At 69.1% G+C, this 14,548-nt stretch carries 13 protein-coding genes and 1 pseudogene; 11 read left to right on the top strand and 3 right to left on the bottom strand.

Annotated features, from left to right (window positions below):
• Positions 1-97 precede the first annotated feature (97 nt).
• Positions 98-595, top strand: a complete 498-nt coding sequence (locus IEX37_RS06775; protein WP_188755505.1) for a hypothetical protein — start codon at positions 98-100, stop codon at positions 593-595.
• On the top strand, positions 535-1,848 hold the full coding sequence (locus tag IEX37_RS06770; protein WP_188755504.1) for a PKD domain-containing protein: 1,314 nt from the start codon (positions 535-537) through the stop codon (positions 1,846-1,848). The genes IEX37_RS06775 and IEX37_RS06770 overlap by 61 nt, the downstream gene beginning before the upstream one ends.
• Before the next feature lie 408 nt (positions 1,849-2,256).
• Here IEX37_RS06770 and IEX37_RS06765 read toward each other — a convergent pair whose 3' ends face one another.
• Positions 2,257-2,991: an HTTM domain-containing protein gene (locus tag IEX37_RS06765; RefSeq protein ID WP_188755503.1), complete on the bottom strand. Its 735-nt coding sequence runs from the start codon at positions 2,989-2,991 to the stop codon at positions 2,257-2,259.
• Positions 2,985-3,128: a hypothetical protein gene (locus IEX37_RS06760; protein WP_188755502.1), complete on the bottom strand. Its 144-nt coding sequence runs from the start codon at positions 3,126-3,128 to the stop codon at positions 2,985-2,987. Before IEX37_RS06760 ends, IEX37_RS06765 begins: the two co-directional genes overlap by 7 nt.
• Positions 3,129-3,547: 419 nt before the next feature.
• Here IEX37_RS06760 and IEX37_RS06755 point away from each other — a divergent pair.
• A pseudogene (locus IEX37_RS06755) lies at positions 3,548-3,934 on the top strand (phosphoglucosamine mutase); the annotation flags it as partial.
• Positions 3,935-4,611: 677 nt separating this feature from the next.
• Here IEX37_RS06755 and IEX37_RS06750 read toward each other — a convergent pair.
• Positions 4,612-5,157 (bottom strand): MarR family winged helix-turn-helix transcriptional regulator, encoded by a 546-nt coding sequence (locus tag IEX37_RS06750; RefSeq protein ID WP_188755500.1) that lies wholly within the window; start codon positions 5,155-5,157, stop codon positions 4,612-4,614.
• 511 nt (positions 5,158-5,668) lie between these two features.
• On the opposite strand from IEX37_RS06750, the gene IEX37_RS06745 reads away from it, so the two are divergent.
• The 8 genes from IEX37_RS06745 to IEX37_RS06710 all read left to right on the top strand — a co-directional run bounded on the left by IEX37_RS06745 (position 5,669) and on the right by IEX37_RS06710 (position 14,548).
• Positions 5,669-7,297 (top strand): ABC transporter substrate-binding protein, encoded by a 1,629-nt coding sequence (locus IEX37_RS06745; protein ID WP_188755499.1) that lies wholly within the window; start codon positions 5,669-5,671, stop codon positions 7,295-7,297.
• A gap of 62 nt (positions 7,298-7,359) precedes the next feature.
• Positions 7,360-8,310, top strand: a complete 951-nt coding sequence (locus IEX37_RS06740; RefSeq protein WP_188755498.1) for an ABC transporter permease — start codon at positions 7,360-7,362, stop codon at positions 8,308-8,310.
• 3 nt (positions 8,311-8,313) lie between these two features.
• Entirely contained in the window at positions 8,314-9,207 is an 894-nt protein-coding gene (locus tag IEX37_RS06735; protein WP_188755497.1) for an ABC transporter permease, read from the top strand.
• Positions 9,204-10,256, top strand: coding sequence for an ABC transporter ATP-binding protein (locus tag IEX37_RS06730; protein ID WP_188755496.1), 1,053 nt, complete (start codon positions 9,204-9,206; stop codon positions 10,254-10,256). Before IEX37_RS06735 ends, IEX37_RS06730 begins: the two co-directional genes overlap by 4 nt.
• The gene (locus IEX37_RS06725) at positions 10,253-11,338 is read left to right on the top strand and encodes an ABC transporter ATP-binding protein (protein ID WP_229663123.1); all 1,086 of its coding nucleotides are present in this window, start codon (positions 10,253-10,255) and stop codon (positions 11,336-11,338) included. Before IEX37_RS06730 ends, IEX37_RS06725 begins: the two co-directional genes overlap by 4 nt.
• Positions 11,335-11,871 (top strand): nuclear transport factor 2 family protein, encoded by a 537-nt coding sequence (locus IEX37_RS06720; RefSeq protein WP_188755495.1) that lies wholly within the window; start codon positions 11,335-11,337, stop codon positions 11,869-11,871. Before IEX37_RS06725 ends, IEX37_RS06720 begins: the two co-directional genes overlap by 4 nt.
• Complete coding sequence (locus tag IEX37_RS06715; RefSeq protein WP_229663122.1) at positions 11,868-13,388, top strand: aldehyde dehydrogenase family protein; 1,521 nt, start codon at positions 11,868-11,870, stop codon at positions 13,386-13,388. Before IEX37_RS06720 ends, IEX37_RS06715 begins: the two co-directional genes overlap by 4 nt.
• Complete coding sequence (locus IEX37_RS06710; protein WP_188755494.1) at positions 13,385-14,548, top strand: flavin reductase; 1,164 nt, start codon at positions 13,385-13,387, stop codon at positions 14,546-14,548. Before IEX37_RS06715 ends, IEX37_RS06710 begins: the two co-directional genes overlap by 4 nt.

The raw sequence follows: 14,548 nt of genomic DNA, 5'->3' as shown, positions 1-14,548 counted from the left end.
CCATTGGTAGGTTGTCGACCGCTCACCGATCCGCACGGCGAACGCTTTCGCAGCATGGTGGTCGGAGCCTGCGGCTATGTGTCACCAGGAGTATGACTTGACGTTCGCGCAGGGCGCGTCGGCCGCCGGCGAGTTCGTATATCTCACGTTCGATGCGGCGGGGCACGCGGTGCGTCGGAATGTGGTCAAGACGCTGAACGTGCGGGACGACCACAACGCGGGATCGGCGCTGATCTATCCCGACCGGCCTGCACTTGCGGCGTACTCGGGCCACGACACCGGGTCGGCGGTGCTCGCGCGGAAGGCCCCTGGGGCGAACGGTGTCGCTGGCGACGGGTCGGTGGACGCGCTCGGCGAGGAGGTCGTGGCTGGCGGCGCGATCCCTGGGGGGCAGTCGACAACCTACGCGACCCTTGTCCGCAAGCCGGGAACGTCGGTGACACTGCTCTTCACCCGCGTGGGAGCGAGGAACTGGCGGTACGTGCGGTCCACGAACTCGGGCACCACCTGGGGATCTGGTCGACGAATCAGCTCTTGGACTTCTCCGGTACCTCCCAGGGCTACATCGCGATCTACAACGATGTCGAAGTCATGAAGGCGCACGTCTTCCTCTACAACAACCCCGCGCAGGGGAGTCCCGGCAGCCAGGTGCTGCGCTACCTCGTTATCGATTGGGTGACAGAGCAGTGGATCAAGCCGTCCACGGGGGAGGTGATCGGGACCCTTGTCGCTCCATCGTCTCCGATCGTCGTTCCGGCTGTCGCAGATGTGATCTACACCACACCGGCTGGACGGCGGTTCCGTCTTGGGAAGCCGTCAAAGCAGGGTGGGGGGATCGACATCCCGATCACCGAGTTCGCCGCGTCTTCGGGGACGATCACCGCAGCGGAGTTGGTGATCCTGGAACAGACGGGCCCTGTCGCGTGGGAGCGTCGCCCGCTGGGCATCGACCCCGGGGTGCCGTTCGGCGGCGTAGGCAATGCACCCTACTTTGCGGGGTTTGCTCTGCCCGATCCGGGGCACACCGGCAAGAAGGTGGCGTTCATCGGCCGGAACTTCGTCGAGAGCGGGGAGCGTGTTCACGTCATCGACAAGCTGACCCTTGCATCGTCCTGGGCTCAGCCGCGCACGACGGAGAGGATCGCGGAGTCCTCGCGCCCTCTCGTGCGGCCGATGTGCCCTGTCAACGCCGGGTCGATCGACGTGCTGTGGACGGAGGTCGTGAAGTACGGCAACGGCTATCCGGACGCGAACGGCGACATCAACTTCTTCGGGATCATGGTCGCGCACTACCGGCCTGTGGACGAGCCGGTCCCACCAATGGTGGACGCTCCGAACATCCCTCCAGTGGCGTCGTTCACTGCCACTCCGAACGCCCTGACCGTGACCTTCACGAACACGTCTACCGACAGCGATGGGACGTTCGCGGCGTCGGCCTGGGGTTTCGGAGACGGCAACAGTTCAACGGACACCAACCCCGTCCACACCTACGAAGAGCCCGGGCACGGTGACCGACAACCGCGGCGACACGGCAGCGGCGGATCAGCAGGTCCTGGTTACCGATCAGGTGAACGTCACGTTCGGCGGAGCGTCGTCGGAAGCATCGACCTCCGCGACTACGCTCACTTGGTCGCACACCACCCGCAACCGCCCACGATTCGCTATTCGTGTTCGTGGGCCACAACAACGCAGGCGGCGCGGAGGAGATCCCCTCATCCGTCACATACGGTGGGCAGCTGCTCACGCACGTCAGGACCATCGTGTCCGGTGTCGGGGCGACATCGGGGCGGGTCGGATCCTTGTGGCACCTCCCTGACCCGCTTGCGGGGACCGCGGAGGTCGTCGTGACGAAGAGCACAGCAGTAGTGATGGCCGCCGCCGCGATGACATTCTCCAACGTGGATACTCTCGGCACGCCCGTGACGCATGAGCCCTCGGGGTCCACCATGCAGACGGCGACGACCACGACCAGCACGGACACTTCGCTCGTGCTTGCCTGCCACGTCGCTTCCGGCTCGGGGGGAACGGCCAGTGCTCTGAGCGCTGGCGGTGTGCTGCGTGTCAACAGGACAGGCTCCACGTCGGTGCAGATCATGGTCGCCACATGGCCGGGCGGTGCGAATGTCACCGAGTCGTTCACGTTCTCGTCGAATCGCCAGATGGCTCAGCTCGCTTGCGCCCTGACGCCCGGGGCGGCCCCTTCCCGCTATACCAAAGGGAAAGGCCGCCCCGGGCAGCGCCCGAATGGGGGACAGGTCAGGCAGCGGCAGACGGGCTGTCCAGCCGGCGTAACAGAGGCCACCGGTGCTGGATCTTCGGGAGCATGGTGTCCAGCTCCTTCTGGAAGAACGGGAGGTACAGCGCGATCATCAGGAACCCGAATACCGCAAGACGCACCAATGACAAAGCACCCCCCGTCATGAGTACGAGCATCCCGATTTGGAAGCAGAGGCCGATGAGGAGCGCCACCCATCGGAGTCGGGGCAACCAGAAAGCGACTGCAAGGAAGAGCTCAACTACGATCGCGAAGACGCTGACGCCGATGAGCGCCCAAACCGGCGGGTCGACGTTGATGAAGGTCGTCCAGAACGTCCGCTGGACGGCTGAATTGTAGATCTCCGTACCGCTAAGAAAGCTCTCGTTGAGCTTCGTGATCGCGGCGAAGCCATACACGATCGAGAGCTGCGCTCTAAGCAGAGTCGGCACATACTCGTTCACCACGAGAATGAGGCAGATCGACGCAATGAGGTACAGATGCTGGTTGTACCACTGGAACGCGGTCACGATCGGGAGGATGACCGAGATTGCGAGGATGACAGCAGCGGCGATCCGGTACCGGCACCCGAGAGTGAGCGCCACAGCGGCTGCGAACCAGATGAGTGATGCAGCGAGTGCGGGGAGCATCCCGATGAGATCGTCGGCGCGGAGAGCGATGTCCAGCGTCTTCAGCATGCACAACATGCCGAAGAAGGCCCTGAAGATGGTCAGCATACGACGATCTCCGGCTCGCCGCCCGGGACGTTCCGGACGATACTCTCGATGTCGTCGTGCTCATCGCAGAGCAGGCGTGGCACGGTTTCGCCATAGTTGATCGCTCGGGTGATGGCCGGGAGGTGATCGACGGTCATAGGGACCTCTTCGCCTCCATGCGTCGTGCCCCTATAGTCGCCTCGGTCCACCGCAGAGTACATCTGCCAGGACAGTGGGTATTCGTCCACGGGGCGGCTCCCCTCGTTAACCCACCGGGCGGCGAGCATCGCGGATGGGACCGCGATCTGCACAGCGAGGAAGGCCGCTAACCATATTCGCCCAGCACGCAGCTGCTGGCGGGATTGGCTCCGCGATGGTCGTGTTGCGCTCGTCGGCATGTTCATGGGTCGGGCTCCCGCTGCCATTCTGCGCCAATGGGGGTCTGGCGCTACTCACGAGGAGACTAGCGGAGCCTGTCGGTCCAGCCCCAGGAATTTCTCACTATCGAACGCACATAGTTAATCTCGACAGGCGGCGTGCTCCTTCGCCATGAGAGTAAGCCGCGCTTCCGCTTCGCGGGTACTCGCTTGGTGGTGAGCAGTCGGGTCACGTGATCATGAGTGACTTCGGTATGACGGGCGACGGGCTGCTGACGGGGCTGCACCTGATGTCGGAGATGGCGCGTACCGGGAAAACTCTCGCCGAGTTGGCCGAGATCATGATGGTGTATCCGCAGGTGCTCATCAACGTCAGGGACGTCGATCGGGAGCGCGTGTCGGACGGCGGTGTGCAGGAGGCGGTGCGGGAGGTGGAGGGCGAGCTCGGCGCCACAGGTCGCGTGCTGCTGCGCGCGTCCGGAACCGAGCCGCTCGTGCGCGTCATGGTCGAGGCTGCGGACGAGGAGTCTGCGCGGCGCCACGCGGAGCAGCTTGCGGACGTTGTGCGGGAGCGACTGGCGCTGTAGGCGGTGGGATCGCGCAGTGGGGGTTGGGGTTTCGACTCTCTCGCTGCGCTCGGTCGCTCAACCAGCGTGAGGGGGCTGCGGCTCGGTCGCCAACCAAAGTGCGAGGGCTTGCGCTCGGCTACCAAGGCGCATTGAGCGTCCGTTATATCCCTGTGGTCGGGGTGAAATCCTGGGTGACGCAGAGGTCGCGCGGCGCGGGCTTGGGTAGTGTGAAGGTCGGTGGTTGCCCGAACCCCACAGGCTCGGAGAAACGCCTCCGGCATCGCGTTCTTCCTTTCGCGGGGCCGGGCCTCGGAAATGGGGTGGGGGCTGCTATTAGCGGACCGTGCGGCCCCCACCCTCTCGGCGTCACCCCGAAAAGGATTCCGGCATATTGCGTTTCTCGTGGCGGGAATTCGGTAGCATTTTGCTGCCCGATGAGGTTTCCCCGACCTCGCCCCCCGCACGCAAACCCTGGAGCCCGCCATGGGAAAGCGCCCCCTGCTTCGTCGTGTCCGCAGATCGCTCCGCTGGAGCCATCTGGTGCTCGCCATCTTCGCCACCCTGATCGCCGGAACGGTGATGCTGGCGCTCGAGATGCCCGCCGCCAGCACCGATCGCGCCGCCGTCAGTCCGACGGCTCCGTGACCCGCGGCCGGGTCGCCGGCGCCCACGCGGCCTGAGCGTGCGCCCGATCGTCAGTATCCGTTGCGGCCCGTCATGAGCTTCTCGAGCAGCATCAGCAGCACGAGCTTCTCCACGTCGGTGAGCATGTCGAACCACTCGTGCTCGATCGCGAGGTGCGCCGCGTAGCTCTCGCGGATCGCCTGCTCGCCCAGTGGCGTCAGGCGCACCATGACCGAGCGCCCATCCTGCTCCAGCGGCTCCTTCGTGACGAGCCCGATGTCGCAGATGCGCTTGAGGGCTGCGGACACCGTCGCGCGGCCCATGTTCGTCATCGCCGTGACCTGGTGCGACGGCATGGGGCCCATCACCCACAGCGACACGCAGATCCTGTACCCGGCGTGCGACCAGCCGCGCGGCCGGTAGACCCGCTGCGTCGCGTCGTCGCTCATCAGCTGGCTGAGCTTGCGCATCATCATGCTCAGGCGCGGCACGACGTCGTCCTCGCCGCCCTCGGCCGCCTTGTCCGCGACTCGTGCCACGAGCGAATGGAACGGGGGGCGCAGCCCGTTCCCGGCGACCTCCTCCGGCACCGCCTCGCCGACGCTCTCCTCCGGCATCGGTCGTCCTCCTCCTCGATCCGGCGGTCGCTCCGCGCGCCATCGCCGCGGGCCCACCGCGGTGAGGCTAGCACCCGCCGCCCCCGGGACGCGCCGTCTCGTCGCCCGGCCGGCGAGGCCGCGGGGGCGATCCGGTAGCGGTTGAAACTTGTCAAACAGTAAACGACACTGGCGCGGAATATCGGGGGCAACCAGCGCGAAGACGGTAAAGAATCGATTACGACACCCCCAGATACCGTTCACCACTTGACAAGTTTGACGCCGTCCGTCACCGTTGGTGATGCGCGAGACGGCACAGTCGCCGCCTCGCGTGAACGGAACAGCAGCATCCCCGCGGCGCCTCACCCAGGCGAGCGTCGGGGATCAGATGGGAGTGGCCGCTCACCCGCGAGCGTTCACTGACGGGTGTTCGCCGAGGAACGACCTGCGTGCTGGGGGGCTCGCGCGTCATGCCCCTGGAGACCGCCCGCGAGTCACACAGCACACCTTCCTACTGGTCAAGGAGACAACGATGTCATCTCACAGACTCCGCGCTTCCGTCGCTGGCGCACGCGCGCAGCGGCGTCGGCTCTGGGCCCCCGCAGCCGGCGCAGTCGCGCTCGCGCTCGTCCTGACCGCCTGCGGCGGCGGGGACACCGGCGGCGACACCGCGCCCGAGCCCAACGGCGGCAACGGCGGCCCGGTGGCCGGCGGCGAGATCTCGCAGATCACGAGCGTCGACATCTCGTCGTTCGATCCGGCGCGCCTGCCGAACATGAACCCGACCCTCGGCGTCTCGGCGCTCAGCCTGGTCTACGGCCAGCTGCTGTGGGCCGACACCGAGACCGGCGAGGTCTCGCCCGGAATCGCCGAGTCGATGACCGTGAACGACGACGGCACGGTGTGGACGCTCAAGCTCCGCGAGGGCGTCGAGTTCACCGATGGCACCCCCTACGACGCCGAGGCCGTCAAGTTCAACTGGGACCGCCTGGCCGACGAGGAGACGGCGGCGGTCAACGGCGCCGCGGCCCGCAGCTTCGAGTCGACCGTCGTCGACCCGCTCACCCTGGAACTGCACACCGAGAAGCCGAACTTCCTGCTCGACCGCGTGGTCGCGGCGCAGCTGACGTTCATCGCGTCGCCCACGGCGATCGAGGGCAACCCCGACGTGTTCACGACCGACCCGGTCGGCGCCGGTCCGTTCGACCTCACCGAGGCCGTCTCCGGCTCGCACTACGTCTACACCCGCAACGACGGGTACTGGGAGGAGGGCAAGCCCTACCTCGACAAGGTGACCCTCCGCGTGGTCGCAGACCGCCAGCAGCAGTTCGACACGGTCGCCACCGGCGGCGCCGACTTGTTCATCGGCAACTCGATGGAGGCGCGCGAGATCCTCGCCAGCGCCGACCTCACGATCCCCGACATCCAGGTCGGCGGCGGTCGCATGATGTTCTTCAACACCACGCGCGCGCCGTTCGACGACCCCCGTGCCCGCCACGCGCTCGCCCTGGCGCTGGACGCCGAGGAGCTCGCCTTCACGCAGGAGCCGGGCGCCGACTCGGCCCACGTGACCAACCTGTTCGCCCCCAACTCGCCCTACTACGACGAGTCGCTCACCATCCCCGGGCAGGACATCGACGAGGCGCAGCGCCTGTTCGACGAGCTCGCCGCCGAGGGCAAGCCGGTTGAGTTCAGCCTGGTCGCGGGCGGCGCCGGCGGCACGCGTGCCGCCGAGCTGCTGCAGGCGAAGATGACCGAGTTCGACAACGTCACGGTCAACCTCGACATCATCCCGCTGCCCAACTACGAGGAGCAGGTGGCCTTCCGCGGCGACTTCGACCTCACGTTCCGCCCCGGCAACATGTTCGTCAACTCGCCGGCGCCGGGCATCGACCAGCTGCTGCGCACGGGCGGCGTGTCCAACCACTCCCGCTACAGCTCGGCCGAGATGGACGCCCTGCTGGACGCCGTGCTGGCCGAGCCGGATGTCGAGGGTCAGCGCGAGGCGCTCGCCCAGGTGCACGAGCTGTTCCTCGAGGACATGCCCTTCTTCCCCTACGGCAACTCGAACCTGATCATCGCGCACATTCCGCGCCTGGCCGGGATCCAGCCGTACGAGGAGGGCTCGCTGCTCTACCAGGAGCTCTACCTCGAGCAGTGACGCCCTGACCGGCTGACACCCGATAACCGACAACCGACCCTCGACACCCAGGGAACACCGCAATGCTGCTCACACGTGCGATCGCGGGGAAGCTGTTCTACCTCGTGCCCGTGCTGCTGCTCGTGACGCTGGCGACCACCGTGCTCATCGATCTGCTCCCCGGAGACCCGGCGGTGACGATCCTTGGCCTCGGCGCCACGCCCGAACAGGTCGCCCGGATCAACGCAGAGTACGGTTTCGACCGTCCGTTCTACGAGCGCTACGCGGCCTGGGTGTCGGGGGCGGTTGTCGGAGACTTCGGCAACTCCCTCGTCACCTCGCGGCCGGTGATCAGCGAGATCGCCGCTCGCCTGCCCGTGACGATCCAGCTGACCGTGATGGCCCTCGTGCTGTCCGTGCTGCTCGCGATCGTGCTCGCCCTCCTCGCCTCCGTGAAGGAGGGCGGGTGGTTCGACCGGGTCATGACCGCCCTGTCGAGCGGATCGATGTCGGTCCCGTCGTTCGTCGCGGCGGTTGTGCTCGTGTACATCTTCGCGATCGTGCTGGGCTGGGCCCCGGTGGCCGGCTACCGGCCGCTGCGGGACGGGCTGGGGCCGAACCTGCACTTCATGGCCCTCCCCGTGATCACGATGTCGCTGCTGGAGACCGGCTTCTTCTACCGGATCCTGCGCGGCGACCTGGCCACCACGCTCCGCGAGGACTACATCCTCGCGGCGCGCGCCAAGGGCCTCGGCCGCGGCTACCTCCTGCTGCGGCACGCCCTGCGGCCGTCGCTGTTCTCGCTGATGGCGATGGTCGGCCTGTCGGTCGGACGCCTGCTGGGCGGAACCGTCATCGTCGAGACCTTCTTCGCGGTCCCGGGCCTCGGCCAGCTGCTGGTCAACTCCGTGACCACCCTCGACATCCCGGTGATCCAGGCGGCCGTCGCGCTGATCGCCATCTTCTACGTGCTCATCAACGCGACCGTGGACGTGCTCTACTCCGTGGTCGACCCGAGAGTGAAGCTGAGGTGACCCATGAGCGTCGCTGAGCAGGTATCCGCCACGCCCACCCTCACCGCCGACCGCACGCCGCCGAAGCGGCCCCGCGCCCGGCGCGGATCGCGCAACGTCGTGTTCTGGTTCGCCGTGTCCTGGATGGCGCTGATCGCGCTGCTGGCGGTCCTCGCGCCGATCCTGCCGATCCGCGACTTCGCCGACACGTCCGGCGAGCGCCTCCAGCCCATCGGCTCGTGGCCCGAGATCCTCGGCACCGACATGCTGGGGCGCAGCACGCTCTCGCGCGTGATCTACGGGGCTCGCGTGTCGCTCACCGTCGCGTTCACGGCCACGCTGATCGCGTTGATCCTGGGCCTGATCCTCGGCCTGCTCGCCGCCTACCTGCGCGGCGCGGCCGAGCGGATCATCGACATCATCTCGGCCAGCGTGCTGGCCTTCCCCGGCCTGGTCCTGCTGCTCGCGCTCGTCGCGGTGCTGCCGGCCTCCACGCTGAGCCTCTCCCTGGCGCTCGGCACCGTCGCGACGCCCGCGTTCATCCGGCTCGTCAAGGCGAACGCCATGGCCCAGGTGAACCGCGAATACGTCACGGCCGCCAAGGCGATGGGGGCGCGGCTGCCGCGCATCCTGATCCGCGAGCTGCTGCCCAACACGCTCGTGCCGCTCGTGTCCCTCGTGGCGGTCTCGATCGCGATCGCGATCATCGCCGAGGGCTCGCTGAGCTTCCTCGGGTTCGGCATCGCGCCGCCGCACCCCAGCTGGGGCGGGCTGATCGCCGAGGGCAAGGACCGCCTCGGCAGCTACCCCGGCCTGGTGCTCGTGCCCTGCGTGGTGATGTTCCTGACCGTGTTCTCGTCCAACACCATCGGCGACCGCCTGCGCGGCTACGTGGACGTCGGGGAGGCAAAGCTGTGAGCGAAGTGAGGAGCGACGTGCTGCTGGACGTGCGCGACCTGAGGTGCACGATCCCGACGCCCCGCGGCGACGTCAAGGTGCTCTCCGGCGTCAACGTCACGCTCGACCGGGGGCAGACCCTGGGCCTGGTGGGCGAGTCCGGCTCGGGCAAGTCGATGTTCGTGCGCTCGCTGATGGGCATCACCCCGCCCCAGGCCGTCCTCGAGGGCACGGCGCGCTTCGACGGGCAGGACCTGCTGACGCTGCCGAAGACGGAGGCGCGGCAGATCTGGGGCCGCCGCATCGGCATGGTCTTCCAGGATCCGATGACCTCCCTCAACCCGGTCGTGCGCATCGGCCGGCAGGTCGGCGAGGCCGCCGAGAAGCACCTCGGCCTGACCCGGCAGCAGGCGCGCCGGCGGGCGATCGAGCTGCTCGAGCTCGTCGGCATCCCGGAGCCCGGGAAGCGGCACCGCAGCTACCCGCACGAGTTCTCCGGCGGCATGCGCCAGCGCGTGACGATCGCCATGGCCCTGGCGTGCGAGCCCGACCTCCTCATCGCCGACGAGGCGACGACCGCGCTCGACGTGACGGTGCAGCAGCAGATCCTGGACCTGCTGCAGGAGATCCAGCGCGAGCGGCACATGGCCATGATCCTCGTCAGCCACGACCTCGGCGTCGTCTCCGACCGCTGCGACGAGGTCGCCGTGATGTACGCCGGACGCATCGTCGAGCACGCCCCCACCGACCGCCTGTTCGCCGAGCACCGTCACCGCTACACGGGCGCCCTGCTGCGCGCGATCCCGCGCTTCGACCGGCCCAAGCACAGCGTGCTCGAGACGATCGAAGGCACACCTCCCAACCTCGCGGCCCTGCCGCCCGGGTGCGCGTTCGCGCCGCGGTGCCGGTTCAGCGTCGACGCGTGCACCACGGCCGTGCCCCCGATGACCCCGGCGGAGGACGAGCGGCACCGGTTCGCGTGCTACAACCCGTCCACCGCGGAGGACCGGCGCGACGACCCGGTCGTGTCCCCGGGCACGATGTCCACGAGCAAGGAGGCGGTGCTGTGACCGTGATCACCCCCGCGCACGAGCAGGGCGGCGTGTCCGCCCCGGACCGGGACGAGGACGTCCTGCTGCGCGTCGAGAACCTCGAGTGCGTCTTCCCCACCTCGGCCGGCGACGTCCACGCCGTGTCGAACATCAGCTTCGAGGTGCGCCGCGGCGAGGTGCTCGCCCTCGTGGGCGAGTCCGGCTGCGGCAAGTCGACGACCGGGCGCGCCATCATGCAGCTGCCGCCGCCCACGTCCGGCTCGGTGATCTACGACGGCACCGACCTCACCAAGGCGTCCGGATCCCACCTGCGCCGCATCCGCCGCAAGCTGCAGATCATCTTCCAGGACCCGATCTCGGCGCTGAACCCGCGCCGCAAGGTGAAGGACATCATCGCCGAGGGCCTCGACATCGCGGGGGTCCCCAAGAAGGAGCGGCGCGAGCGCGTCGAGGCCGCGATGCGGCAGGTCGGGCTCGACATCGCGAACGGCAACCGCCGCCCCCGCGAGTTCTCGGGAGGGCAGTGCCAGCGCATCGCGATCGCGCGCGCGATCGTGCTCAACCCCGACATGCTCATCTGCGACGAGCCCGTCGCGTCGCTGGACGTGTCCATCCAGGCGCAGATCCTGAACCTGCTGGAGGAGGCGCGCAAGGTCTACGACCTGTCGCTGCTGTTCATCTCCCACGACCTCGCCGTCGTGCACAGCATCAGCGACCGCATCGCGGTCATGTACCTCGGGCGGATCGTGGAGATCGGCGACGCCGAGTCGGTGTACCGCAACGCCGCCCACCCGTACACGAACATCCTGCTCGACTCCGCCCCGGCCCTCGGCGCCCGCGCCCGGGAGGAGAGCGGCCTGGAGCTGCGGGGCGAGATCCCCTCGCCGCTGAACCCGCCGTCCGGCTGCCGCTTCCGCACCCGCTGCCCGCGCGCGACGAGCCTGTGCGCCGAGCAGGAGCCGCCGCTGACCAGCATCGGCATGCGCGATGCGGCCGGGCGAGAGACCGAGCACCAGGTCGCGTGCCACTTCCCGGTGATCCGATCCGAGGTCATGGCCGCCGCCCCCGAACGACCCGCCACCAGAACGGAGGAGACATGACTCCCGAGGGATACCCCGCTTTTTCCGACTTCGACGAGGTCTCGGTCGAGGACCGGCTGCGCATTCAGGACCAGGTCGCCCGCTACGCGTGGGCCTTCGACTCGGGCAACCTGGAGGAGTACCTCGGCCGGTTCTGGCCGGACGGCGCGCTGGAGCACCCGAAGCGGGACGGATCCCCCGGCCGCTTCGAGGGCCACGAGGGCATCCGCACGTTCATCCGCGACTTCGAGGGCCGCTCCACGCAGACCTGGGGGCACCAGCACCAGATCAACACGTTCGCGTTCGAGCGGCGCGGCCCCGCCGAGATCCGGCTGAGCGCCTACGTGTGCGTGCTGCGGCACGAGTTCCACCGCACGTACTGGCCCATGGGGTCGTCCTTCCGCGTCGGCACCTGGCACGCCGACTACACGCAGCGCGACGGCCAGTGGCGGATCTCGCTGCTGCGGGTGCGCATGTGGACCGACGTGTCGATCGGCAACACGGGCGTCGACGCGGCCGAGCGCCCGCTGCACTCGCCCGGGACGCGGCAGTGAGCGGCGCGGGACACGCCGCCTCGCCCGAGGCCGCGGACGTGCCCGGGCTCGCGCGCGCCGAGGAGTTCCTGCGCGGCCCCCACCGGCTGTACATCGACGGCCGGTGGACCGCACCGCGCGCCGGCGCGACGCTGACCACCGAGAACCCCGCCACCGGCGCCGTGCTGACGGAGATCGCCGCGGCCGGCGCCGACGACGTCGACCTCGCGGTCGCCGCCGCCCGGCGGGCGTTCGACGACGGCCCCTGGCCCGGCTCCCCGCCCGCCGACCGCGCGCGGCTGATGCTGCGGCTGGCCGACGCGATCGAGGCGAACGGCGACGAGCTCGCCGCGCTCGAGAGCCTCGACAGCGGCATGCTCCGCACCAGCGCGCGCCACATGGGCGTGCGCGGCGCGGCCGAGAGCCTGCGCTACAACGCCGGCTGGGCGACCAAGCTCGGCGGCGAGACCGCCTCGCCCTCGCTGCCGGGGGAGTGGCTTGCCTACACGCTGCGCGAGCCGGTCGGCGTGGTCGGCCTCATCGTGCCGTGGAACAACCCCCTGCTGATGGCCGTCAACAAGCTCGCCCCCGCGCTCGCCGTGGGCTGCACGGCCGTGCTCAAGCCCGCCGAGCTCACCTCGCTGAGCGCCGTGCGGCTGATGCAGCTCGTCGAAGAGGTCGGCTTCCCCGCGGGCGTGATCAACCTCCTCACGGGAACCGGCGCCGAGGCCGGCCAGCGGCTCATCGAGCATCCGGGTGTCGACAAGATCTCGTTCACCGGATCCACCGCCACGGGCAAGCGCATCATCCAGGCCGCGACCGGCAACCTCAAGCGCGTGACGCTGGAGCTGGGCGGGAAGTCGCCGACGTTCGTGTTCGCCGACGCCGACCTCGATCGGGCCACGCCCGCCGCCGCGCAGAGCATCTTCAACCACACCGGCCAGGTGTGCGCGGCCGGCTCGCGCCTCTACGTGCACCGCGACGTGTTCGATCGTGTCGTGGAGGGGATCGCGGCCCGGGCGAGCTCGCTCGTGGTCGGCGACGGCCTGGACGAGGGCACTCAGATCGGCCCGCTGATCTCCGGGCCCCAGCGCGAGCGCGTGCTCGACTACGTCGACAGCGGCCGTGACGAGGGGGCCGAGCTGGTCGTCGGAGGGGGCGCCGTGGACCGGCCCGGCTACTTCGTGCAGCCGACCGTCTTCACCCGCACCGCGCCGGACATGCGGATCGTGCGCGAGGAGATCTTCGGTCCCGTGCTGTGCGCCGTGCCGTTCGACGACGACGACCTCGACGCGCTCGCCGCGCGGGGCAACGACACCGACTACGGCCTGTCGGCCTCGATCTGGACGCGCGACATCAGCCGCGCCCACCGGCTCGCGCGGCGCCTGCGTGCCGGCACCGTGCGGGTGAACACGCCCGTCGGCATCGACTACGCGATGCCGTTCGGCGGCTACAAGCAGTCGGGCTGGGGCCGGGAGCAGGGCCGCGTGGGCGTCGAGGCGTTCACCGAGCTGAAGTCGGTGTTCGTCGGGCTATGAGCGGCGTCGACTCGACCTCTGCCACGGCCGCCGCGACCCCGGGCGTGACCGGAGCGGCGGCGTTCCGCAGCGCGGCCGCGCAGCTCACCAGCGGCGTCACGGTCATCACCACGGCCCTCGACGGGCGCGTCTACGGCTCGACCGTCGCGGCCGTGATCCCGTTCTCGGACGAGCCGGCCATGATGCTCGCCTGCATGAACCTGTCCAGCTCCACGCGCGACGTGATCCTCACGTCCGGCGTGTTCGCGATCAACGTGCTCGCGGAGGAGCAGGCCTGGATCGCGCGCCAGTTCGCCGGCAAGGGCGACAAGTTCGCGGGCGTGTCCTACCGGCTCTGCGAGCGCACCGGCGTGCCGCTCCTCGACGGCGCCCTCTCGTCGCTGGCGTGCGAGGTGACGGAGACGACCACCGCCGGCACCCACACCGGCTTCCTCGGCACGGTCCGCGCGTCCACCGAAAGCGGGGGCCGCCCGCTCACCTACTACCGCGGATCCTTCGGTCGGTGGGAGCGGCTGCGCGAGCACAACACGTACGACCAGGTGCGCCGCTTCGTGCTGCAGCGCGAGGTGCCGCTCGGCGGAGAGCTCGACGTCGCCGCGCTCGCGGCGACGTTCGACGCCCGGCCCGACGACGTGCACAACGCGCTGATCAAGCTCACCACCGAGTCGCTCGTCGAGCGCCGCGCCGACGGCGGGTTCGAGCCGGCGCCGCTCCACCTCGACCTCATCGAGAACCTGTACGAGGCGCGCGCCAGCATCGAGATCGGCGTCGTCGCCAACCACGTCGGCCGCGTGCCGGAGGGCGTGCTCGCGCAGCTCGAGGCGATCGTGGTGCGCATGGACGCGCTGCGCCGTGCGCCGGTGCCCGACCCGGCCGAGTTCCTCTCCCTGCACACGGCGTATCACGCCGCGCTGGTGGAGCTGTCCGGATCCAGCCAGCTGATCGAGTCGTACCAGCGGCTCAGCATCGCGTGGGTGTGGCGGTCGGTGTGGGCGGAGATCGGCTGGGAACGCGTGCTCACCCCTCGCCACCTCGACGACCTCACGGTCGCCCTGCACGCCGGCGACCTGGCCGGCGCCGTGCGGGCGATCCAGCAGTACCACGAGGAGGCGAAGGAGATGGCGCGCATCGCGCTCGACCGGCGGGGCGGCGTGCTGTAG

The sequence above is a fragment of the Microbacterium album genome (genome assembly GCF_014643695.1).
Classification (GTDB): domain Bacteria; phylum Actinomycetota; class Actinomycetes; order Actinomycetales; family Microbacteriaceae; genus Microbacterium; species Microbacterium album.
Note: the sequence above shows the minus strand (reverse complement) of the source record. Positions and strands in the feature narration are given on the sequence as shown.